Source organism: Auraticoccus monumenti (genome assembly GCF_900101785.1).
Classification (GTDB): domain Bacteria; phylum Actinomycetota; class Actinomycetes; order Propionibacteriales; family Propionibacteriaceae; genus Auraticoccus; species Auraticoccus monumenti.
Window position 1 is genome coordinate 4,145,340 of the sequence record NZ_LT629688.1, and the last position, 22,695, is coordinate 4,168,034.

Sequence of the window (22,695 nt, forward strand, 5' to 3'; positions counted from 1 at the left end):
CGGTCAACGCAGCCCGGTCGAGTCTGCCGTGCGCGCGGCTCACCCCGCCGTTGCCCGTGATGGGCAGAATGGGCGCCACCACGGCGGAGGTCGGCCGGAGCCGCACCTGTGATGAGATGAGGACCGATGTCGACGCCCCAGCCCCCGCAGCCCGGTCCCGAGCCCGGGCCCGGTGTGCTGGCCTACCCGCTCACCGAGTCCGACCCCCCTCGGGTCGACGACTTCTGGCTGGACGCCCGGCTCAGCGCCCAGCCCAGCGGTGTCACCTACCTGGCCCACGACGACCCCGACCGGCCGGTCCTGCTGCTGCTGCTGTCGGAGGGGGCGGCCGGCGACCTGGCGGCCCGCGAGCGCTTCGCCGGACGGATCAACGCGCTGCACATCGACGACGTGGTCGCCCGCGGCGGCCGCGGCCAGGACCAGGGACGGCTGGCCCGGCGGTTCCGTCCCGACGGGGACGTCCCGCCCTCCCCCGCCGACGCCCCGACCGCGCCCTGGGCCGCGCTGGCCCACAGCGGGGCGGCCTCGGTGCGGCACGCGGCCGAGATCCTCGACGACGTCCAGCTGGCCATGCTGCCCCAGCAGGGCACCCCCGCCGGCCCGGACTACCGGCACTACTGGATCGACCGGGTCCGGCCGGGCCTGACGCGGCTCTGGCCGCTGCCCTGGCCCGGCCGCCACACCCGGGCCGGCTGGGTCAGCATCCTGGTGTCCTGGCTGCTGATGATGCTGCTGGCCGCCCTCGCGGTGCTGATCGCCATCTGGATCTTCCACGACGACCCGCCGCAGGCCCCGCCACCGCCCTCGGGCCAGACCAGCTCCCCGCAGTCCGGCTCACCGCCGCCGGACTCGGCCTCGCCGTCCCCGGACTCCGCCTCACCCAGCCCGGACTCCGCCTCGCCGTCCCCGGAGTCGGGCTCGCCGTCGCCGGACTCCGCCTCACCCAGTCCGACCGACGCCTCGCCGAGCCAGACGCCGTCCATGTCGGGTTCCCCCTCCCCGAGCGGCACCGAGTCCGGGGGCGGCGAGCCGAGCGAGTCCGGCGACCCCGGCTCGCCGACCCCGAGGTCGCGGCTGTGAGCGGCGGCTGGCGTCCGCGCCTGGTCGTCTCCGACCTCGACGGCACCTTCCTCTCCCCCGACGGCACGGTCAGCGACGTCAACCGCGGGGCCGTCGGCGACGCGCTGGAGGCCGGCATCGAGGTGCTGTTCGCCACCGGGCGCCCGCCGCGCTGGCTGGACGTGGTCGCCGACCTCGGCCTGCCCTCCACGGTGGTGATCGCCAGCAACGGCGCGCTGGTCTACGACGTGGCCACCGACGAGGTGCTGCGGCGCCGGGCCATCGCGACCGAGGTGCTGCGGTCGGTGACCGCGGACGTCGCCGCCGCGGTGGAGGCGGTGGACTTCGCGGTCGAGGACTCCGCGGTGTTCCGCTGCACCGACGACTACGTGGTGCGCGCCTCGGCAGGCACCCAGATCGAGCGGCTGCCGACCGACCGGCTGGCGCAGGTCGACGGGGTGGTCAAGCTCCTGGTCCAGCACCAGCGGCTGACACCGGACGACCTGGCCGCGCTGGTCGAGCCGGTGGTGGGCGACCGGCTCACCGTCACCCACTCCGCCGCCGACGGGTGGGGGCTGCTGGAGCTCAGCGCCCCGGGCGTCACCAAGGCCTCGACGCTGGCGGACTGGTGCGCCGACCGGGGCATCGAGGCCGCCGACGTGGCGGCCTTCGGGGACATGCCCAACGACCGGGCCATGCTGGCCTGGGTGGGTCGCCCGCACGTGATGCAGCACGCGCACCCGTCCCTGGCCGACCTCGGGGCCACGGTGATCGGCTCCAACCTGGAGTCCGCCGTCGGGCACACGGTCCGCGGCTGGCTCTGAGACCCGGGCCGCGGCTGCGTACCCTGTGGCCCGTGGTGGACACCCAGACCGGCTCCCGGCCCTCCGAGCAGACGACCGAGCGCGTCCGCGTGGCCGGCTGGGTCCGGGCCTGCTGGCTGTTCGCGCTGCCGCTGCTGGCCGGGCTGTGGGCGGCCTCGACCACCTTCGGCGGGGGCTCGTTCCAGCCCTGGGAGCCGATGATGGTCGACCTCGACGTCTACCTCCGCGCCGCCCGGGAGGTGCTCTCCGGCGTCCCGGTCTACGACAGTGACGGCCGGCTGCCCTTCCTCTACCCGCCGCTGGCCGCGCTGCTGGCCATCCCGCTGATCGGGCCGCCGCTGACCGTCGTCCAGGTCGGCTGGACGGCGCTGAACGTGGCGCTGCTGATGGCGGTGATGCACCGGCTCGGCCTGCACGGCTGGCGGCTCAGCCTCGGCGCGGCGGCCGCGGTGCTGCTGGTGCCCCCGGTCACCCAGACCCTGGCGTTCGGCCAGCTCGGCATCATCCTGGTGGCCCTGGTGGTGCTGGACCTGGTGCCGGGCCCCCGGCTGCTGGACCGGGTGGGTCTCACCTCCCGGCTGCCGGAGGGCTGGATGTCCGGCCTGGGAGCCGCCCTCAAGCTCACCCCCGGGATCACCGTCCCCTACCTCTTCCTGGCCGGGCGCCGCCGCAGCGCCGCGGTCGCGCTGGGGACCTTCGTGGGGCTCGGGCTGCTGGCCGCCGCGGTGCTGCCGCGGACCTCGCTGACCTACTGGGGCCGGCTGGCCGGTGGGGACTCCGGCCTGGGCGGCAGCGTCATCTACTACACCAACCAGTCCGTGCTGGGGAGCTGGCTGCGGCTCACCGACCTGGCTCCGGGCAGCCAGCTGGTCGGGCTGGTCGTCTCGGCGCTGGTGGCGGCCCTGGGGATCTGGGTGGCGGTGCTGTGGCACCGGCGCGGCGAGGTCGCGCTGGGGGTCTGCCTGCTCGGGGTGGCCAGCCTGCTCGCCTCCCCGGTCTCCTGGAGCCACCACTTCGTCTGGGTGGTGCCGCTGGCCCTGGTGCTGCTGGACGACCGGCTGCCCACCGCGCTGCGGGTGGTCGGCTTCGTCTTCGCCGGCTACACCGCCGCCGAGCCCTTCGCCAAGCTGCCCGGTGGGGCCGACGTGGAGCTCACCTACGACTGGAGCCAGCTGCTGCTGGGGTCCTGGACACCCGTGCTGGGGGTGGCGCTGCTGCTGGTCGCGCTATTCCAGGCCCGGACGTTCGACTCCGTCCCGCCACGCTGAGGACCGTCGTCTGAGGGCCACGGGTGGCCCCAGCACGTAACCTGGCGCCCGATGTCTGGTCAGCCCACGGTCACCCGCCGTTCACCCTCCCCGCCGCAGCCGCTGCGGGTCCTGCGCCTGCTCCTGCTGCTGGTGCCGGTCGGGGTGCTCGGGGTGGCGCTCAAGCTGCTGCGGGTGCCGGACGGCCAGCACCTCGCGACCACGCTCACCCAGATCTCCTCCGACGTGCTCTTCGGAGCCGGGTGGACCCTGGCCTGGCTGCTGATCGCCCTCCGCCCCCGCTCACGCCCCGCCCGCCGGATCGGGGTGCTGCTGGCTCACCTGAGCACCCTGCTGGTGGCGGTGCTCACCGTGGTGCACCACGTGTTCCAGCAGCGCACCGGCTCCGCGCTCACGGTGGCGCGGCTGCAGAGCACCTGGCAGCACCGCGAGGAGCTCACCCGGCTGATCGGCTCCCAGCTGGACCAGAGCACGGTCCTGCTGCTGGTGGCCACCGTGCTGCACGCCCTGGTGGTGCCCTGGCTGCTCGGTCCCCCGCTGCTGCGGGTGCTCCGACGGCTCCCGCTGGACCTGACCGGGCCGCGCACCGCCCGGACCGGCCGCCGGGGACCGGCGCGGCGGGCCGCCACGGTGCTGCTGGCGGTCGGCCTGCTGGTGTCCTCGGTGTGGACCGCACCCACCGCCTCGGCCCGGTTCGCCCGGGCCCCGCTGGCCCACCTGGTGATGGCCCCGGTCGAGGAGCGCGGCGCCTTCTCCGTGGACCTCGGCGAGGAGCCCCCGCTCCCGGACCCCGCCGCGACCCTCCTGCGGGACGACGCCGGCCCCCGACGCAACGTGGTGGTGATCACGCTGGAGTCGCAGCGCTCGGTCTCGACGCTGCCCCCCACCGACCGTCCGGTGACGCCCTTCCTGGACCAGCTGGCCGCGCGCAGCATCGAGGCCGAGCGCGCCTACCCGGTGGTCCCGCACACCTCGAAGTCGCTGACCGCGATCCACTGCGGGGTCGCCCCGCCGTTGGACAGCCGCAACAGCGAGGCCGGTGAGGGGGGCATCGCCGGTCGCTGCCTGCCCGAGCTGCTGGCCGAGCAGGGCTACCGCACCGCCTTCTTCCAGTCCGCGACCGAGCACTTCGAGCGACGTCGTGACCTGACGGCGAACCTCGGCTTCGAGACCTTCGAGAGCTCCGACACGCTGCCCACCGAGGGCTTCGGCCGGGTCAACTACTTCGGCTTCGAGGACGACGTCATGCTCGCCCCGAGCCGGGAGTGGCTGGAGCGGCAGGGCGACGCGCCGTTCATGCTCAGCTACCTCACCGTCACCGCCCACCACGACTACGCGATGCCCGAGGGCTACGTCGAGGAGGCCTTCGTCGAGGACCCCGAGCTGAACAGCTACCTCAACGGCCTGCACTACCAGGACCGGTTCGTGCAGAAGGTGGTGGAGCAGCTCTCCGACCTCGGCCTCTACGAGGACACCGTGGTCGTGGTGGTCGGCGACCACGGCGAGGGGTTCGGCGAGCACGGGGTGCGCCAGCACGACGACACCATCTACGAGGAGGGCATCCGCGTCCCCCTGATCGTGCACGACCCGCAGCTCCAGGACCCGCTGCGGATCACCGAGCCGGTGCAGCAGACCGCGATCCTGCCCACCGTGGCGGAGCTGCTGGGCTTCCGGCTCGGCGGGGACGCCGGCCGCCGGTCCCTGCTCAGCGAGGGACCCCGCGAGCCGGTCACCGTGACCTGCGCCCAGCGGGCCCAGTGCATGGCCCGCCTGGACGGGGACCTGAAGTACGTCCACCACTTCGGCGACCGTCGCGACGAGGTCTTCGACGTGGCGGCGGACCCGTACGAGAGGCAGGACCTCGTGACCAGCGCCGACCGCGCCTGGCTGGCCGAGCAGCGCGAGGAGACCCTGCGCTGGAGGTTGCGGGTGGAGCGGGAGTACCGCGAGCTGAGGGGCGCGGCCGGCACCGCCGACCCGGACGTCCCCTGACCGGCTAGCGGGAGGGACCGGGCCCGCCGGGGACGGGGCGGACCACCTCGAACATCTGGGTGCGGGCCACGCAGCGGTCGCGGACCGAGGACATCGAGGTGCGCTCCGGGTCGACCAGGAACCCCTCCAGCGCATCGGTGTCGGGCAGGTCGATCACCTGCACCTCCAGCGGGTGCTCCTCGTCCGGCTCGCGCCGGCGCACCCGCTCCGCCACCCGCCCGCCGTAGCGCGGCAGCAGGGCCAGCACCGCGTCCTCGTAGGCGCTCAGCTCCTGCTCCAGGCCGGGGACGGCCCAGAGCATCACCGTGAGGGTCAGACCGTTCTCCGTCGACGGGGTCGCCATGGGGCCACGGTAGCGGCGGCGCCCCCGGCGGGCGAGGTCAGCCCGGCAGCAGCACGGCCGTCCGCCAGCCGCGCAACGAGCTGACCAGGGCCAGCCCCTCGGCCCGCCGGACGTCGTCCGGGGTCAGCGAGCGCTCGGCCAGCCGGCCCTCGGCCAGCAGGCGTCCGCGCCGGACCCCCGGCAGCAGCCCGTCGGAGGTGGGCGGGGTCCACCAGCCTCCGTCCAGCCGGACCGCGAGGTTGGCCACCGCGGACTCGGTGACGTGACCGGAAGTGTTCACCAGCAGCACGTCGTCGGCCTCCGGGTGCCGTGCACGCCGGGTCTCGTAGTGCTCGCGCCGGGTGGTCTTGTGGTGCAGCCAGCGGCTCTCCGGGTCCACCGGCTCCGGGTCCACCACCAGCCGCACCGGACCGGTCGGGTCGGCGGGCAGCGGACCCAGCCGCAGCGTGGTGGCGCCGTCGCGGGCCAGGGTCACCCGGACCCTCGCCTCCCGGTCGATCCCCGCCAGCTGCGCACGGAGGGCGGCGGCGTCGAGGCGGAAGCCGAGGTGCTCGGCCGAGGCGGCCAGCCGGGCCAGGTGGGCGTCGAGGTCGACCAGCTCCAGCCCGGTCGCGGTGCGGCGGGCACCCAGGGTCTCGATCAGCTCCACCTCGTCGGCGGGCTGGGTGAGCACCCGGGTCTTGGCCAGCAGCTCGGCGTGCTCGGCCGCCGGGTCCGACGACCAGGTGATGCCACCGCCCACGCCGTAGCTGGCCGCGCCGGTGCGCCGGTCGACCACCACGGTCCGGATCGCCACGTTGAACGAGGCCCGCACCGGCTCGGTCGGCGGGGCCAGCCAGCCGATCACGCCGGTGTAGACCCCCCGCGGCCGGGGCTCCAGCCCGGCGAGCAGGGCCATCGTGGCCGCCCGCGGGGCACCGGTGATCGAGGCGCAGGGGAACAGGGCACGGAGCACGTCCAGCAGCCCGGTGCCGGGCGGCACCCGCCCCTCGACGTCGGAGGTCAGCTGCCAGACCGACTCGTAGCGCTCGGGGTGGAACAGCCGGTGCACCGCGACCGTGCCGGGCAGCGCCACCCGGGACAGGTCGTTGCGGACCATGTCGACGATCATCAGGTTCTCCGCCCGCTCCTTGGCGCTGGCCAGCAGGGCGTCCCGGGCGGCCAGGTCCTCCGCGGTGGAGGGGCGGCGGGCGGCGGTGCCCTTCATCGGCCGGCTGAGCAGGGTGTCCCCGCTCCAGCGCAGGAACAGCTCCGGGCTGGCGCTGGCCACCACGTGGTCGCCGAGGTCGAGGTAGGCGTGGTGGGCGCCGCGCTGGCGCCGGGCCAGGTCGGCGTAGAGCTGCAGCAGGTCGCCGGTGACGTGGCTCCGGGCGGTGGTGGTCAGGTTGGCCTGGTAGGTGTCACCGGCGGCGATGGCCGCCCGGACGGCGTGGACGCGCTCGGCGTGCTCGGCCGCGGACCAGTCCAGCACCCAGGGCCCCGCGCTCCAGCCCGAGCCGGACGGGACCGAGGCCAGCGCCCGCTCCTGACGCGGCGCGTCGGTGAGGGCGAACCAGGCCAGCGGCGGGCCGCCGGGGACGGGCGCCCGGGCCGCGACGTCGGGGTCGAGCGCGGCGGCGGCCTCGTACCCGAGGTAGCCAAAGGCCCACCGGCCCTCCGCGGTGGCCCGCTCGAGCCGCTGCAGCAGCGGCACCACCTCGGCGGGGGTGTCGGCCCGCAGCACCTCGGTGGCGGAGTCCACGACGAGGGCCCGGTCGTCGAGGAGGTCGTCGAAGCGGGCGAGCACCGTCGGAGACTAGCCTGCGTCCCGTGCCCGAGACGCCGCCGTTCAGCCCCACCGTGACCCTGCTGACCCTGGCCCGGGTGTGGGAGGCGGCCCTGGGCGAGGCGCTGCGCCCGCTGGGGCTGACCACCCGCAGGTACGGCCTGCTCGGGCACGTCCGGGCCACCCCGGGCATCTCCTTCAGCGAGCTGGCCCGCCGCTCGCGGATCACGGTGCAGAGCGTCCACACCACGGTGGCGGGGTTCGCCGCCGAGGGCCTGGTCGAGGTGGTCACCGAGCAGGTCGGGGCCGCCTCCCGGCTGCGGGTCACCGACGCGGGTGAGCGGCTGCTGAGCGCCGCCGGGGACGAGGTGGCCCGGCTGGACGAAGACTTCTCCACCGCCCACCCCGCCCTGACCGACGTCCTGCGGGCGCACCTGGTGGAGACGGTGACCAGCCCGATGTGACCTTCAGTTAGACTGAAGGTATGGAGAAGCTGCTGCTGGCCGCGCACGTGCTCGCGGGCATCCTGTTCGTCGGCCCGGTCGCGGTGACCGCGAGCCTGTTCCCCCGCTACGCCCCGCTCGCCGCCGGGTCCGGCGACCCGGGGCTGCGCGACGCCGGGGTCGCCGCGGTGCTGCACCGGGTGACCAGGTCCTACGGCGTGATCGCCCTCGTGGTGCCCCTGATCGGGCTGCTGCTGGCCGGGGTCCAGGGCCGGGTCGGGGAGATCTGGATCACCGTCGCGATGGTGCTCACCGCGGTCGCCGGCGGTCTGCTCGCGCTGCGGATCGCGCCCACCCAGCGCGAGGCGCTGGACTCCCCCGACGACGGGAGCCGGCTGCGCACGCTGGGGGCGATGACCGGCGTCTTCAACCTGCTGTGGGCGGCTGTCGTGGTGCTGATGGTCGTGCGGCCGGGGGCGTCGTGAGGCCCCTGCTGCGGGCGCTGGAGGTGCTCTCGGTGCTCGAGCTGCTCAGCGTCGTGGTGCTGCTGACCAACCTGGCCACGGTGCACGTGGACGGGGTGGCCTCGGTGCTCGGGCCGGTGCACGGCGCGCTCTACCTGGCGGTGGCGGTGACGGCGCTGCTGGGTCGCGGGCTGCTGCTGCGGACCCGTCTGATGGCGCTGGTCCCGGTGCTGGGCGGGGTGGCCACCCTGGTGAACGTGCGGCACGAGGCCCGGCGCTGAGCACGGCCCGGGCCTGGTTCTGCGGCGTGCACCGGTGCGGGTGGGGCGAGCGGGGCTCGAACCCGCGACCCAGGGATTATGAGTCCCCTGCTCTGACCGGCTGAGCTATCGCCCCCGAGTGGATCGGCGACAGCGTACCGTCACCGCCGGTCGGGTCAGGCCGCCCGCACCAGCCCCAGCCGGCTCGAGCCGACCCCGGGGAACACGGTGCTGGCGGTGAGCTTCTGCCGCCGCTCCATCACCTCGGCCAAGATGGTGCGGTAGTCCGTGGTGCCGGCCAGGTCGCCGTCCACCAGCGCGGAGGAGGCCAGCCCCGGCCAGCTGCCGTAGACCTTCCCGCCGTTGACGCCACCGCCCAGCACCATGGCGAGGTTGCCGTGGCCGTGGTCCAGCCCGCCGGAGGCGTTCTCGGTCAGACGGCGCCCGAACTCCGACAGCGTGATCACGGTGACCCGCGACTGCTCCGCGCCGAGGTCGGTCCAGAACGCGGCCAGGGCGGCGGCCAGACGTCCGAGGTGGTCGCGCATGAACCCCTTGGCCGCGTTGCCCATGCCGGCGTGGGTGTCCCAGCCGCCGAAGTCGACGGCCGCGGCGCGCAGCCCGACCCCCTGCTTGACCAGCCGGGCGACGTCGCGCAGGGCCCCACCGAGCTCGTCACCGGGGTAGGTCACGCCGGCGCGCGGGGTGTAGCCGGCCTCCTTCATCTTCGTCGCGGTCCCGAACGCGGCCAGCGCGGCAGTCGTCGGGACCCTGACGTGGGCGGGGGCGTTGCTGTTCACGGCCGCGAGGACCGTGCGCCAGCGGGCGGAGTCGCTGGCGCTCCCGGCCCCGGACAGCGACAGCTGGTCGACACCGCGGATGGACAGCTCGTTGAAGGGGCCCTGCAACGCCCGGGGCGAGGGGCCGAAGGCCACCCCGGTGAACGTCGACGGCGAGGCGGTGGCCCCGAGCATCCGGTCCAGCCAGCCGGTGCGCAGCGTCGACCCCGGGGCCGCGTTCTCCATGTCCTCCATGGCCTTGAAGTGGCTGCGGGTGGGCGAGGTCTGGCCGACGGCGTGCACGAAGGCCAGCGACTTCGCGTCCCAGAAGGGCTTGAGGGCCTTCAGCGAGGGGTGCAGCCCGAAGGTGCGGTCCAGCATCAGCGCCTGGGACTGCTGCAGGCCGATGGTCGGGCGGGCCTTGACGTAGGCGGCGTCGGCCACCGGTGCGACGGCCGACAGCCCGTCGAAGCCGCCGCGCAGGCTGAGCACCACCAGGACGTCACCGCGGTAACCGGGGTCGGCCCAGGCGTACTGGGTGGGGACGCTGGTGGCCACCCCGGCGGCGACGAGCCCGGCGGCGCCGGCGAGCAGGCCGCGGCGGCTCAGGCTGAGCCGGGTGTCCTCCGCGCAGCCGCAGGGGGACTCGGTCAGGGGGTCGGGACGTACGTCGGTCATGGGGTGCTCCGGGGTCGGGGGTGGGTGCCGCGTCAGCGGATGGTGTGGGAGGTGCTGTCCAGCAGGACGGCGACCAGCTGGCCGTAGCGCCAGGTGATGGCGGCGTCCCCGGGCTTGACCGGGTCGGTGGGCCTGCGCTCCAGGAAGGTGCACACCGCGTCGCGCTGGGTGGTGGTGAGACGCGTCAGCAGCAGCTTGTCGGCGACCAGCCGCACCAGGGCGGCGTGGTTCGCGGGCAGGGTGGTGGGGATCCACGTGGTGAGGTCGGGCTGCCGCATGGTCTTGAAGCTCCACCCCGAGGCGGCGTGCAGGTGCATGTTCCAGCGGTGCAGCGTGCTGGAGGCGCTCTGCCAGGCGGTCGCCACGTCGGGGTAGCCGTCCGGTGCTGACCAGCCGCCGGGGACGTGCCCCATCTGCTTGGCCACCCAGCGGATGTCACCCAGCGAGGTGCTCCCCTCGGCGTCGGGCCGGTGCCCGAGGATGCGGAAGGTGGCGATGACGTCCTCGTAGGGCCGGCGGGTCTTCTTGCCCACCGAGGCGGTGAACTCGGCGGAGGCGAAGAGCCGGCGCAGCACCGGGGCGATGCTGGTGTCGTTCTTCAGGTACGTCGCGGCGAGGTCGCTGACCAGGGTGGCCGAGGGTGCGTCGGAGACGAAGCGGACGGCGAGCTTGCGGGCGATCCGCTCGGCCGTCCTCGGGTGCCGGGCCAGGTGGTCCATCAGGGAGAGGGCGACCTTCTCCCCGTCCTCGGCGCGGCTGTTGGCGCTGGTCCAGCCGAGGAGCTTGAGGGTGCCGACGTGACGGCGCTGCGGCTTGTACTCGTACAGCAGCGACTCGTTGTCGATCGACAGCCCCGTGAGGGCCAGCGCCGCCTGGCGGACGTCGGCCTCGGTGTAGCTGCCGACCCCCACGGTGTGCAGCTCGAGCAGCTCCCGCCCGTGGTTCTCGTTGGGCGACTGGCGGGTGGAGCTGGCGTTGTCGAGCACCGCCAGCAGTGCCGGGTGACGGACGGCGGCCTTGAGCATGTCGGCGTAGCGGCCCAGGGCGTGCTTGCGGATCACGTCGCGGTGCCAGGTGTGCACGAACGCCTGCACGTCCCCCTCCGGGGCCGGGACGACCAGGTGGTCGGTCCAGAAGTCGGCCACCACCTCCAGCAGCTGGCGACGGGACCAGATGTGGCGGGCGGTGTGCAGCCGGAGGTAGTCGTCCATCACCTCCCAGCCGTAGCCGATGTTCTCCCGCACCTCCCAGTGCCGCCACGACAGCCGCGGGAAGCGCTTGGCGAAGGCGTCCATCTCGGCGTCGGGCACGGTGGCCGGGGCCAGCTGGGCCTCCAACCACGCGGAGGTGCCGCTCTTCGTCACCTCGGCGAACAGCTCCCGGGTGGGGCCGAAGGTCGCCCGGCGCAGCAGGTGCAGGACCGGGTCGGTGGCGCTCGGAGCGGCTTCGGCGACCGGTGCGGGGGTGACGGCCTGCAGGCCTCCCGCGACCGCGGCGGCGGCGAGACCCGTGAGGAGGAGCCGCCGGGAGCCGGCGCGCGCAGGAAGGGTATCGGGGGCGGTCACGGCGGGGTGGGCCTCTCGGTCGGGTCGGGATCCTCGGCGCCCGCGACCCCCGTCCACGAGTGGTGCCAGCTGGAACTTAGGGGTTCCGACCTGGGACACCAAGGGGCGTTACCACATCGTTGCCATCGGGTTCTCCCGCCGCGCCGGGAGCGAGGGCTCGGGCGGCTGTCGGGCGGGTGTCGGCTGGGGCTCTTTGCGGGCGCCTCAGGCGAGGCGGCGCAGGAGGGTGCGCAGCAGCCGGACCCACGGGCTCCACCGCGCCGGACGAGCCGGCGGCGCGCCGAGCTCGTGCTGGGCCCGGTCCAGGCAGTCCTCCAGCAGGGCGTCGTGCAGCGGGCGGACCACCAGCGGCCAGCCGAGCCGCATCAGTCCGCTGGTGCGGGCGTCGATGCGGTGCTCCAGCACCGTCCGGCCGCTCCGGTCGGGCAGCACCAGGAAGGTGTGGGTGCCCTCGACCCCACGCGGTGCGGTGAAGGTGAACTCGGCGAGCCGGCCGGGCTCGTGCCGGGTGACGACGTAGCCGATCAGACCGTGACCACCCCCGGCACCGACGCCGAGCGGGGCGTCCAGCCTCATGGCCGGCCACCGCCGTCGGGGCCACAACCGGTCCGCCGGCCCACCCAGCGAGTCCAGCAGCCCGCCGACCTGGTCGGGCGCGGCCGCGAGCAGCCGACGGTGGACGTTGCGGACCGTCGGCACCGGGTCAGCCCTGCGGCGGCTGGGGCCGGGCCTGCTCGAGCAGGTCGGCGACGCCGGAGCACCAGCCGGCCACGCCCTGGGTACCGTCCACCACCACGTCGGAGAGCTGCACCAGGGCGTCCTCCTCGGCGGAGGCCGAGCAGACCAGCAGCGAGGTGAGGCCCTCGCCCCGGAGCTCGCGGGCGGCCCGGAAGGCCGGCAGGTCGCCGAGGTCGTCCCCGCCGAAGACGACGGCCCGGCTCCCCCGCTCGGCGACCAGGGCCCGCAGCGCACCGCCCTTGTCGAAGCCGTCGGCCCGGATCTCCAGCACGTTGCGACCCGGTTCCACGGTCAGCCCGTGCTCCTCGGCCAGCCGGGTGACCGGTCCCTGGAGGGTGGCGAAGGTGCCGGCGGGGTCCTCGCACTGGCGGGTGTGGATGCCGATGGCGCGCTGCTTGTGCTCCAGCTGCACGCCCTCCAGCCCGAGGGAGGCCAGCAGGCCGGGCAGCGCGGCCTCGACGTCGGCCACCTCGTGCGGCGGCTCGGGGATGGCGAACTCGCCGGTGGCGGCGTCCCAGCGCTCCACGCCGTACTGCCCCAGCACCACCATCGACCCCAGCCCCGGCACCTGGTCCAGGCCGCCGAGGCTGACCGCGGTGCGGGCGGGGCGACCGGTGATGACGGCCACCGTGCCGACGAAGGCGCCGATGCGCCCGAGCGCGGCGATGGCGTCCGGGTCGACGTGGGCACTCGCCGGGTCGTCCACGATCGGGGAGAGGGTGCCGTCGAAGTCGAAGGCCACCAGGGCGGAGGCGGGGTCGGCCAGCAGGGCGTCGAGGCACGCCTGGCCCTCGGGCGTCTCCACGAGGCCCCCGGCACGCAGATCGGTCATGCGCCCCAGCCTGTCAGTCAGACCGGCGGGGCGACAAACGCCGCCTCACCCTGCCGGGTCGGCCGAGCCCGCGGCTGGATATGGTCGGTGCATCATGGCGGCGACGACGACTACATCAGGCTCACCCACCGACCAGGGCGGGGAGGTCTCCGCGTCGTTCGTCGTGGTGGCCAACCGGCTGCCGGTGGACCGCGTCCAGAACCCCGACGGGACGGTCGACTGGCGTACCTCCCCCGGTGGCCTGGTCACCGCGCTGGAGCCGGTGATGCGCGCCAACGAGGGCGCCTGGGTGGGGTGGCACGGGGCGCCGGACGAGGTGCTCGACCCCTTCGAGGAAGATGGCATCACCATCGTCCCGGTGCCGCTGTCCACCGACGAGGTGGCCGACTACTACGAGGGCTTCTCCAACGGCACGCTGTGGCCGCTCTACCACGACGTCGTGGCGCCGCCGGCCTTCCACCGCGTCTGGTGGGACGCCTACGTCCGGGTCAACCGCCGCTTCGCCGAGCGCGCCGCGCAGGTCTCGGACCAGGGCGCCACGGTGTGGGTGCAGGACTACCAGCTCCAGCTGGTGCCGCAGATGCTGCGCATGATGCGCCCGGACCTGCGCATCGGCTTCTTCCTGCACATCCCGTTCCCGCCGGTGGAGCTCTTCCAGCAGCTGCCGTGGCGCCGGGAGATCACCGAGGGGCTGCTCGGGGCGGACCTGATCGGCTTCCAGCTGCCCGGCGCGGCCCAGAACTTCGCCCGGCTGGTGCGCCAGCGCGTCTCCGCCGAGGTGCGTCGCGACCAGATCACCCTGGGCGACGGCCACGTGGCCCGGGCCCGGGCGTACCCCATCTCGATCGACTCCCGCAGCTTCCACGAGCTGTCCCGCAGCGAGCCGGTGCAGCAGCGTGCCCGCGACATCCGGCGCGACCTCGGCGAGCCCAAGGTGATGTTCCTCGGCGTGGACCGGCTGGACTACACCAAGGGGATCAAGCAGCGGCTGCGGGCGTTCGGGGAGCTGATCCTCGAGGGCCGGCTCGACCCCGACGACGTGGTGTTCGTCCAGATCGCCACCCCGTCGCGGGAGCGGGTCGAGGAGTACCGCCACCTGCGCGACGAGATCGACATGCTGGTGGGACGGATCAACGGCGACGCCGGCCGGATCGGGCGCTCACCGCTGGTGTACCTGCACAGCTCGTTCCCCCGCGAGGAGATGGCCGCGATGTACTCGGCCGCCGACGTGATGGTGGTGACGCCGCTGCGTGACGGGATGAACCTCGTGGCCAAGGAGTTCGTGGCCTGCCGGGGGGCCGACGACGGGGCCCTGGTGCTCAGCGAGTTCGCCGGGGCGGCCTACGAGCTCAAGCAGGCGTACAAGATCAACCCCTACGACATCAACGACATCAAGGCCACGCTCGAGCTGGCCAGCCACGACGCCCCCAACAACAAGGCGCGCCGGATGCGGGCGCTGCGCAAGCAGGTGTTCGACAACGACATCGCCAAGTGGGCCGACAACTTCCTCACCGACCTCGACCAGACGGTGACCGGTTGAGGCGCCGGCTGCCGGCCGAGCTGGCCGGTGAGCTCGCCGAGCAGGTCGGCGGGCGGCCACGGGTGCTGCGCTGGGCCGAGGGCGACCGCGGGGTCGTCGCGGCCCTGCCCGCCTGGTTGGCGGTGCGCCGTGTCGAGGGCTGGCAGCTGATCGGCTGGCACGAGATCGAGGGGGGCGGCTGGAGCGCCCCGGACCAGCTGCTGGAGTGGACCCTCACCGACGGACGACGCGGCCGGATGCGGCTCACCGAGGCCGGCCGCTTCCCGGAGGTGTTCCGCGAGCGGGTGCACGCCACGATCATCGTCCGGCGTGAGGTGAACGACCCCGACACCGGCGCCCAGTTCACCCTCAGCGCGCGTCGACGGCTCGACGACGACCGCGCTCCCCTGCTCTGGGAGACGACCCTGGTGCGGGGCACGACCTGGTCCCAGCCGGGTGTGAGGGAGGCCACGGAGCGGGCCATGGCGGCCCTGCGAAGCGAGTACGACATCCCGCCCGGGGGCTGCTAGGGTTGGTCACCGCGCGAGCGATCCCCTGTAGCTCAATTGGCAGAGCATTCGACTGTTAATCGAAGGGTTACTGGTTCGAGTCCAGTCGGGGGAGCGAGACAGGCCGCTGACCAGGAGTTCTCCTGGCCCAGCGGCCTCTATCGTCTCCGGGGCCGGACGCCACGCCCCTGCGACACCGGGGCCTGGGCGGCCTGCTCCGTGCGGGAATCCCCGTCATCGTCTCCCACACATGGTCCGGCACTCCGTCGTCCCGGGTCAGCAGGCCGCGCACTCGGTGGTCAGCTCGTCGAGCAGGTTCTCGGCGTCCCACCTCCACCCAGTCGCAGGACCCCGACCGGGAGCCGGTGTCCCTGCGCACGCTGTCGGCCGACAGCGTGCTGGTCGCAACGGGCACCGGCAGGCTGGTGGACGCAGTGGAGGGTGTCGTGGGGACCGCCGAGGACCGTGATCCGCTAAAGCCGCTCGGCCGCGAACCTCGCGGTCAGGTACGTGCTCCCCGCTCGTCAGCGTCGTGTCCCGGCGAAGATGTTGACCGAGGCGCGGGCGACTCCTTCGTGACGGGGACTCCTCACTCGAGATCTGGAGCGCTGACACAGGCGGCAGAGTCAGGGCTCCGGAGTGACCGGTGCTGCTCTCGGCTCCAGTTCACCCGGACCACGCCGCGCCAGCCGCGACGGGGAGCGGAGCAGGGCCAGGAACCCGTCGCAGCAGCGCACGCGGTCCGCAAGGTGCCGAGCCGGGCGCACCCGGGGCCGTGGAGGCGAGGGCCAGTTGTGCACAGTCGGATCTCTTGTCCACAGATTCGAACGCACGGCCGATTTCTGTCAGTGGATCGCCGTAGATTGAGGACATGACGAAGCACCGCACCGACACCGCAGCCACGCTGCTGGCCGACGTGCGCGCCGACCGCACCTCGGAGAACGCAGCCGCCGCCCGCATCCTCGCCAGAGCCGCGGAGTGGGCCGATCTCCACCCACCGGTCGAGGACGACTACACCGCCACCGCCACGATCTGCGGCCGCCCCACCGGAGCACCGCTGGCCGGTGAGGGCACACCGGAGGTGGACGAGGGCTGCATCGCCGAGCTCGCCGCCGCGCTGCGCTGCTCCACCGACGCCGGCACCACCCTCATCGGCCAAGCCCTCGAGCTCCGCCACCGGCTCCCCCGTCTCTGGGCCCTCGTCCACGCCGGGAAGGTCGCCGCGTGGCAGGCCCGCCTCGTCGCCGGCCGCACCATCAGCCTGACCCGCGAGGCAGCGACCTTCGTCGACGACCAGGTCGCTGCTGTCACGGGCAAGGTCGGGGTGACCCAGCTGGACCGGGTGATCACCACCGCGATCACCCGGTTCATGCCCGAGGAGGCCGAGCGGCAGCGGGTCGAGGCGGAGGAGAAGCGCCGCTTCGACATCTTCCACGACCAAGACGGCCGCCGACACGGGCTCGCGGAGGTGGTCGGGGTCCTCGACCTCCCCGACGCCCTCGACCTCGACGCCGCCATCGGCGCCGGAGCCCGGAAGCTGGCCGAGGCCGGAATCGACAAGAGCCTGGACGTCCGCCGCTCCATGGCCGCCGGTGAGCTCGCCCGCTCCCAGCCCGCTCTGAACCTGACGACGAGCCAGCCCGGTCTGGTCGACGACGCCACCACCCCAGCCGCGTCCGACCCGATGGCGGGCGGTGCGTCCACCGCAACTGAATCCGACGTCGATGCCCACCCCGGCTCCTCGGCCAACGCCCGAAGCGCAACCAACGCCGCCTCGCCGGCTCACGCCCGGACCGAACGCGACGCCGTCTCCCCCGCCAGCCCGCAGACGGGAGCAACCGCCGGCTCCCCTGTCGACTCGACCGACCAGCCCCACCACTCGACGAACGCCGCCTCGATCACCGGGCGCGCACCCGCGACCCCCTGGCCCGGTCGGGCACCGTCACAGGTGACCCTCTACGTCCACCTGTCCGCCGACGCCCTCACCGGCGGCAGTCAGCGGTCCGGGTGGGTCGGCAACACCGGGATCCCTGTCACCGCCGGACAGATCCGCGACTGGTGTGGCCGACCCGATGCGAAGATCACCGTCCGACCCGTGATCGACCTCAACACCACAGCCACCGTCGACGGCTACGAGGTACCGGACCGGCTCCGCGAGCACATCGCGCTCCGCGACCGCACCTGCGTCTTCCCCTGGTGCAGCCGGCCCGCGCATCCGCGATCCACCCGACAGCGCAACGACGGCACCCCCACCTGGTCCACCGACGCCGACCACATCGAGCCCTACGACACCGGCGGGCCGACCTCGACCGACAACCTCGCCCCGCTGTGCCGCAAGCACCACCGGCTCAAGACCCACACCCGATGGCGCTACCGCATGCTGGCGCTCGGCCACTACGAGTGGACCAGCCCCCACGGACTCCGCTTCCAGCGAGGACCCGACGGCAGCACCACCGACATCACGCCGGCTGGGCAAGCACCACTTAGGCACGCACCACTTGGGTCCGCACCGCCTGGGCACGCACCGCCGAGGCAGGATCCGGATGCGGCACCGTGGGAAGCGCTCGGGCGACCACCCGACCGCCTCGGGACCCGGTCGCGCGCAGCACTGCCCAGTTCCGTCTGAGCCACATCTGCACGCCACCACGGCTGAGGAGACATCGCTCTCCTCAGCCCTGTGGCGCGCCCCGACCTGTCTGCGCCCCTGCCGATGGGCCCCTCCAAAGGAGATCGTGACGTCTCGTCCACGGGACGTGGCCTCGGCGCCGACGCGGCCCTCTACATGCACGCCGCGGGACCGAAGCCGAGCAGGTCATCTGGGCCGACGGCACCGAGCGCGACCGTGAGGTGGCCCGCCACCTGCTCGAGCGGCAGTGGGGCGCCAGCCCGACCACCGGAACCAGCAGGATCAGCAGCAGCCACCATGGTCCTCACCGAGCCCGACGTCGGCGCCGGCCGCACCCGGGCCCCCTCAGCCACCGACGCGGTGGTCGTCACCAGCGCCGTCTCGACACAGGCCGAGGCGCCAGCTCCCGGTCTCGATCGTGGCGAGACGTCACCGCCGCCCCCAGGGCTCGCACCCGCCTGCTCACTCCACCTCGTGGCACGGTCTCGGAACGGACACCGCAGCGCGGCAGTGCCCGCGGGCCATGGCGCAAGCCGCCGGCCCCGGTGGTCTCGATGGCGCTGGCGAAGGTGACCTCCGAGTCTCCTGCTCGCGGCGGGCCGACCACGACCGATAACGCGCGCAACCGGGGAGATCTCGACACCACCGGTTCCGCCCTGGGCGACGGTCCACCGCCGACCGAGGGTCGGCGCCACCTCCCGGGTTCACCTCGCGCCGACACGTCACCGCCTGGACCGGTAGTCGGCTCCGCCCCAGGGCGTCACCGCGGCCGTCCGACCCTGCGGTCCAACTCCGTCTGGGCGCCGGCCTCCACCCCCGGAGGCAGAGCGCGATCGGCTCCCCCGCCCATGACCAGAGCCCTCCAGCCTCGCTGGAGGGTTGCCGGCGGTGACCGACGTCTCACTCCTCCGGCACGGTGGTGGCGAGCGCCAGCGCCCGGTGCACCCCGCCGTGCTCAGATCCCCAGCCGTGGCGCACGAAAGGGGCGCACCGCTGCGACCGGTCCACCTTGCCGCCCCCGGCGGTGCCAACCGCCGTCGACGTCCCTGGACCCTTCGATCCCACCTGGTGACCACGTCCCGCTGACCTCCGAGGCGACCAGATCGCTCTTGACAGGGCAAGATAGGGGGTGGGATGGCTGCTCTGGTCGTCTGTAGGTGAGGGAGAACCGATGGCCCTGCAGGACCTGGCATGCGCACAGTGCGGAACCGACGACGACATCGAGTTCCTGGGCAAGGCGGCCGACGGACGGATCCGGCTCCGGTGCACCGTCTGCGATCTCGAGTGGGTGCGTGGGACGGCCGTCGAGCAGCGGTCCCGCCCGCTGACCATCGAGCGGACCAAGGCGCGCTTCCCCGGCCGTGACGACGTCAGCGCGTCCACCTGGGAGCGGGTCGACCAGGCCAAGGTCGACTTCCTGACCCACCAGCCCGAGACCGACCCCGCGGTGGCCCCCTACTTCGCCCGCTACCGGGAGATCTTCTCCGCGGACGGGCTGGACGGCTGCGACCCGCAGGACCTCAAGGACTTCGCCAACAGCAGCATCGGCGCCAGCCCGGGCAACCAGTCGACCTTCAACCAGCGCTGGAAGGAGCTCGGAGAGGTCGAGGCCTCCCGCCGCACCCGCGAGACCCTGCGCTACCTCCTGCACGGACCGGAGGACAAGCCCCTCGAGGACCGGCTCAACGCGCTGATCGAGGACACCGCCCCGGTGGCGATGCCGGGCTTCAAGGAGGCCCTGCTCACCCGCGCCCTCTGCGTCGCCCACCCCGACCGCTTCCTGCCCCTGCTGGTCTACACCAGCGCCCGGGGCGGCAAGCGCGAGATCGCGGAGGCGGTCTACGGCCTGAAGATGCCCAAGCCGGAGGTCGTCACCTGGACGCTCGGGCGGCTGATCGTCTGGAGCAACGACGTCCTGGTCGACCTCCTCGGCGACGGCTTCCACGACCTGGCCCACGCCTCCCACTTCCTCAACAGCCGCTGGGCGGCCCGCACGGTCCCCGCCTGAGACCAGCAGACCCAGCCGGACCTCCGGCGCCCGCTGATGCTGGCGCAACGTCCGCACCGTCCGCACCGGCTCAGGCGGTGCGGCGGCACTGGGACGGGCACACCTCCCGCAGCATCTCCAGCCCGAGCTCCTCCAGCCGCCGGACCTGGGGCGCGCTGCGTCCCAGCCGCCGCGCCAGCGCGCTGCGCGACTCCGGCTCCCCGTCGAAGCCGAAGCGGTGCCTCAGCACCGTCCGCACCGGTTCGGGCAGACGTCCCAGCGCCTCCGCCGCCGGCCAGTGCTCCTCCAGCACCAGCTCCAGCGGGGCCTGCGCCCGGGGGTCGGCGATCTCCACCACCTGCCCGGTGGCGTCGTGCAGCGGGACCGGCCGGGAGGCCTGCAGCGCACCGGCCACCCAACCCGCGCTCCGCCCCACCCGCGCCGCCAGCTCCGGCACCGTCGGCTCCCGGCGGAGCTGCTGCACCAGCCGGAGCTGCTCCAGCCGCAGCTCGCGCACCTGACCCACCCGCACCGAGGACTCCAGCTCACCCAGCCTGCTGGCCGCCGCCGCCCGGATCCGGTTCCGCACCCACGGCAGCGCGTACCCGGCGAAGCGGACCCCGCGGGTGTGGTCCCAGCGCGCCAGCGACTCCGCCAGGGCCAGCACACCCTCCTGGAAGAGGTCGTCGCCCGGCACCGACGTCCGCGCCGCGGCCCGCCGCACCTCCACCGCGACCAGCCGGACGTTGGCCAGCACGAACCGCTGCCGCGCCCGCTCCCCCTCCTCCTGCAGCTGCTCGAGGTCGGCGGCCAGCGCCCACGGCACCGGCTCGCCGTCCGGCATGGTCTGGGAGCGCAGCGCCTGGCTGGCCAGCACCCCGGCCTCGATGGCGCGGGCCAGCCCGATCTCGTCCTCGGCGCTGAGCAGTGGTTCCCCGGTACGGGTGAGCGTCGTCGTCATGACCCCACCGTCGGGGGCCGTGCGCCGACCTGCCGGCTGTCCACAGGGGCACCGGTCCGGGGGCACGGACAACACCTCCTGCTGGGGACGGCTCACGTCGCCGTCCCGGCTGCGCTAGTCGCGCGCGCCGATGCTCTTGACCTGCAGCTCCTTGCGGAGCGCCTCCAGCCCGAGCAGCGTGGAGAACATCTGGTTGTACCGCGTCGTCTGCTCCACCGGGTTGGTGCGCTGCAGCCGCGACTTCACGTCGGCGATGCTGCGCGAGACCGCCAGCAGCTTCACCCGCGCCACGTGCACGTCGGCGTAGCCCTGGTCGGCGTCGGCCCGGCGCAGCGGCTCCACCGCCAGCGCCACCGCGAGCTGCTCCACCACCGGGTCCTCGGTCGCGGCGCGGATGTCGGAGACCCAGTCCGCGGTCCCCTCCGAGGTCAGCGCCGCGTGCATGGCCACCACCAGACCGGCGTAGGCCGGGTGGGTGAACTCCCCCGGGTCCAGCCCGGACAGGGTGGCGTCGAAGAGGTCGGGCCGCTGGACGATCAGCTGGCAGGTCTCTCGCTCCACCAGCAGCCGGTGGTCGGCAGGATCGGGCAACGGCGTGACGGACCGGCCCGCGTCGGCGTCCGACGGCTCCTCCTCCGAGGTCCCCGCTCCGGGTCGCGTCCCCTCGACCCGGCCACGGGACGACCCCTGACGCGAGCCCGCGACGCGCTGCGCCCGGGTCAGCTCCGAGCGCACCTCCTCCACGTCCATCCCGAGCATCCCGGCCAGCTCGCGGGCGTAGCCCCCGACCAGCGAGGAGTCGCGGATGCTGGAGACCAGCGGGGCGGCCGCCCGCAGCGCCTGCAGCCGGCCGTCGGCGCGGTCCAGGTCGTACTGGCTCAGCACGTTGCCCATCACGAAGCGGTACAGCGGCACCCGACGGGCCACCAGCTCACGCACCGCCGCGTCACCGTGCTCCAGCCGCAGGTCGCAGGGGTCCAGCCCCGACGGCTCCACCGCCACGTAGGTCTGGGAGATGAAGTTCGCGTCGCCGTCGAACACCTTGAGCGCGGCCGCCTGCCCGGCGGCGTCCCCGTCGAAGGTGAAGACCACCTCCCCGTGGAAGGCGTCGGAGTGGCCCATCAGCCGCTGCAGCATCCGGGCGTGGTCGTCGCCGAAGGCCGTCCCGCAGGAGGCCACCGCCGTGTCCACGCCGGACAGGTGCGCGGCCATCACGTCGGTGTAGCCCTCCACCACCACGGCCTGGCCCTTCTTGCCGATCTGGGTCCGGGCCAGGTCCAGGCCGTAGAGCACCTGCGACTTCTTGTACACCGGGCTCTCGGGGGTGTTGAGGTACTTGGCCGGCATCCGGTCGTCGTCGTACAGCCGTCGCCCGCCGAAGCCCAGCACCTGGGAGCCGGAGTCGCGGATCGGCCACAGCAGCCGGCCCTGGAAGAAGTCGAACCCGCCGCGCTCGCGCACCAGACCGGCCCGGACCAGCTCGGCCTCGCTGAACCCGCGACCCTTGAGGTGCTGACCCAGCGCCCGTCCCGCCCGTGGCGCGTAGCCCACCCCGAAGCGCTCGGCCGCCTCGCGGTCGAACCCGCGCTGGTGCAGGAACTGCCGTGCCGCCAGGGCGTCGGCGGAGGTCAGCTGCTCGCTGAAGTACTCCTCGGCCGCCTTGTTCGCCGCCAGCAGCCGCAGCCGGAGCCCCGGCGCGGGACCCGGTCCGTCGCCCTCGGTGTAGCGCAGCTGCACCCCCACCCGGTCGGCCAGCTGCTGCACCGCCTCGGCGAAGGACAGGTTGTCCACCTTCTGCACGAAGGAGATGACGTCGCCGCCCTCACCGCAGCCGAAGCAGTAGTAGAAGCCGCGGGCCGGAGTGACCTGGAAGCTGGGGGTCTTCTCGTCGTGGAAGGGGCACAGGCCCTTGAGGGACCCGCTCCCCGCCCCCCGGAGGGCGACGTGGGAGCCGATGACCTCGTCGATCCGGGCTCGCTCACGGACCTCGGCCACGTCCTCGTCGTTGATCCTCCCCGCCACGGGTGCAGTCTAGGGCGGGGGAACAGGGTCGAGCACCGGTCGAGGTGGGTCAAGCGATACG

Annotated in this window: 19 protein-coding genes and 2 tRNA genes; 12 read left to right on the forward strand and 9 right to left on the reverse strand. The window is 73.8% G+C overall.

Translation table 11 applies throughout. The features are described 5' to 3' along the window. Nucleotides 1-126 precede the first annotated feature (126 nt). The 4 genes from BLT52_RS19230 to BLT52_RS19245 are packed head-to-tail and all read left to right on the forward strand — an operon-like array spanning nt 127 to nt 5,143. Nucleotides 127-1,080 carry a hypothetical protein gene (locus BLT52_RS19230; protein ID WP_157677227.1) on the forward strand — a complete coding sequence of 318 codons (954 nt, stop codon included), beginning with the start codon at nt 127-129 and terminating at the stop codon, nt 1,078-1,080. Next, nucleotides 1,077-1,883 (forward strand): HAD family hydrolase, encoded by an 807-nt coding sequence (locus BLT52_RS19235; RefSeq protein WP_090595761.1) that lies wholly within the window; start codon nt 1,077-1,079, stop codon nt 1,881-1,883. Before BLT52_RS19230 ends, BLT52_RS19235 begins: the two co-directional genes overlap by 4 nt. A 32-nt stretch (nt 1,884-1,915) precedes the next feature. Further along, nucleotides 1,916-3,151, forward strand: a complete 1,236-nt coding sequence (locus BLT52_RS19240; protein WP_090595762.1) for a glycosyltransferase 87 family protein — start codon at nt 1,916-1,918, stop codon at nt 3,149-3,151. Between the two features lie 51 nt (nt 3,152-3,202). Next, nucleotides 3,203-5,143: an LTA synthase family protein gene (locus BLT52_RS19245; protein WP_090595764.1), complete on the forward strand. Its 1,941-nt coding sequence runs from the start codon at nt 3,203-3,205 to the stop codon at nt 5,141-5,143. Nucleotides 5,144-5,147: 4 nt separating this feature from the next. Here BLT52_RS19245 and BLT52_RS19250 read toward each other — a convergent pair whose 3' ends face one another. Both BLT52_RS19250 and BLT52_RS19255 read right to left on the reverse strand, forming a co-directional pair. Continuing rightward, nucleotides 5,148-5,486, reverse strand: a complete 339-nt coding sequence (locus tag BLT52_RS19250) for a hypothetical protein (protein WP_090595765.1) — start codon at nt 5,484-5,486, stop codon at nt 5,148-5,150. Nucleotides 5,487-5,523: 37 nt separating this feature from the next. Further along, nucleotides 5,524-7,272, reverse strand: coding sequence for a chorismate-binding protein (locus BLT52_RS19255; protein ID WP_090595767.1), 1,749 nt, complete (start codon nt 7,270-7,272; stop codon nt 5,524-5,526). A gap of 23 nt (nt 7,273-7,295) precedes the next feature. Here BLT52_RS19255 and BLT52_RS19260 point away from each other — a divergent pair, with 23 nt between their 5' ends. The 3 genes from BLT52_RS19260 to BLT52_RS19270 are packed head-to-tail and all read left to right on the forward strand — an operon-like array spanning nt 7,296 to nt 8,439. Beyond that, a complete protein-coding gene (locus tag BLT52_RS19260; protein ID WP_090595769.1) occupies nt 7,296-7,715 on the forward strand; it encodes a MarR family winged helix-turn-helix transcriptional regulator in 420 nt (139 codons plus the stop codon). Nucleotides 7,716-7,735: 20 nt separating this feature from the next. Continuing rightward, the gene (locus BLT52_RS19265) at nt 7,736-8,179 is read left to right on the forward strand and encodes a hypothetical protein (RefSeq protein ID WP_090595770.1); all 444 of its coding nucleotides are present in this window, start codon (nt 7,736-7,738) and stop codon (nt 8,177-8,179) included. Continuing rightward, on the forward strand, nt 8,176-8,439 hold the full coding sequence (locus tag BLT52_RS19270; protein ID WP_090595772.1) for a hypothetical protein: 264 nt from the start codon (nt 8,176-8,178) through the stop codon (nt 8,437-8,439). Before BLT52_RS19265 ends, BLT52_RS19270 begins: the two co-directional genes overlap by 4 nt. Before the next feature lie 41 nt (nt 8,440-8,480). Here BLT52_RS19270 and BLT52_RS19275 read toward each other — a convergent pair. From BLT52_RS19275 to otsB, 5 genes are all read right to left on the reverse strand, one after another. Next, nucleotides 8,481-8,554: transfer RNA gene (locus BLT52_RS19275), tRNA-Ile, on the reverse strand. A gap of 40 nt (nt 8,555-8,594) precedes the next feature. Continuing rightward, the gene (locus BLT52_RS19280; protein ID WP_090595773.1) at nt 8,595-9,875 is read right to left on the reverse strand and encodes a DUF1501 domain-containing protein; all 1,281 of its coding nucleotides are present in this window, start codon (nt 9,873-9,875) and stop codon (nt 8,595-8,597) included. Nucleotides 9,876-9,907: 32 nt separating this feature from the next. Then, nucleotides 9,908-11,440, reverse strand: coding sequence for a DUF1800 domain-containing protein (locus tag BLT52_RS19285; protein ID WP_157677229.1), 1,533 nt, complete (start codon nt 11,438-11,440; stop codon nt 9,908-9,910). Nucleotides 11,441-11,644: 204 nt separating this feature from the next. Next, the gene (locus BLT52_RS19290) at nt 11,645-12,139 is read right to left on the reverse strand and encodes a hypothetical protein (RefSeq protein WP_090595776.1); all 495 of its coding nucleotides are present in this window, start codon (nt 12,137-12,139) and stop codon (nt 11,645-11,647) included. Nucleotides 12,140-12,143: 4 nt separating this feature from the next. Beyond that, on the reverse strand, nt 12,144-13,010 hold the full coding sequence (otsB, locus tag BLT52_RS19295; protein WP_090595778.1) for a trehalose-phosphatase: 867 nt from the start codon (nt 13,008-13,010) through the stop codon (nt 12,144-12,146). A gap of 94 nt (nt 13,011-13,104) precedes the next feature. Here otsB and BLT52_RS19300 point away from each other — a divergent pair, with 94 nt between their 5' ends. From BLT52_RS19300 to BLT52_RS19320, 5 genes are all read left to right on the forward strand, one after another. Next, nucleotides 13,105-14,550, forward strand: coding sequence for an alpha,alpha-trehalose-phosphate synthase (UDP-forming) (locus tag BLT52_RS19300; protein WP_090595779.1), 1,446 nt, complete (start codon nt 13,105-13,107; stop codon nt 14,548-14,550). Continuing rightward, the gene (locus BLT52_RS19305; protein ID WP_090595780.1) at nt 14,547-15,059 is read left to right on the forward strand and encodes a hypothetical protein; all 513 of its coding nucleotides are present in this window, start codon (nt 14,547-14,549) and stop codon (nt 15,057-15,059) included. Before BLT52_RS19300 ends, BLT52_RS19305 begins: the two co-directional genes overlap by 4 nt. A gap of 21 nt (nt 15,060-15,080) precedes the next feature. Further along, a tRNA-Asn gene (locus BLT52_RS19310) sits at nt 15,081-15,153 on the forward strand. 756 nt (nt 15,154-15,909) lie between these two features. Continuing rightward, nucleotides 15,910-17,664 carry an HNH endonuclease signature motif containing protein gene (locus BLT52_RS19315; RefSeq protein ID WP_090595781.1) on the forward strand — a complete coding sequence of 585 codons (1,755 nt, stop codon included), beginning with the start codon at nt 15,910-15,912 and terminating at the stop codon, nt 17,662-17,664. Between the two features lie 1,171 nt (nt 17,665-18,835). Beyond that, a complete protein-coding gene (locus tag BLT52_RS19320; RefSeq protein ID WP_090595784.1) occupies nt 18,836-19,672 on the forward strand; it encodes a hypothetical protein in 837 nt (278 codons plus the stop codon). Between the two features lie 70 nt (nt 19,673-19,742). Here BLT52_RS19320 and BLT52_RS19325 read toward each other — a convergent pair whose 3' ends face one another. Together BLT52_RS19325 and dnaG are read right to left on the reverse strand one after the other, a co-directional pair. Then, nucleotides 19,743-20,612 carry a sigma-70 family RNA polymerase sigma factor gene (locus tag BLT52_RS19325; protein WP_090595785.1) on the reverse strand — a complete coding sequence of 290 codons (870 nt, stop codon included), beginning with the start codon at nt 20,610-20,612 and terminating at the stop codon, nt 19,743-19,745. A 114-nt stretch (nt 20,613-20,726) separates the two neighbouring features. Continuing rightward, nucleotides 20,727-22,634, reverse strand: coding sequence for a DNA primase (gene dnaG, locus BLT52_RS19330; RefSeq protein ID WP_090595787.1), 1,908 nt, complete (start codon nt 22,632-22,634; stop codon nt 20,727-20,729). Between the last annotated feature and the right edge of the window lie 61 nt (nt 22,635-22,695).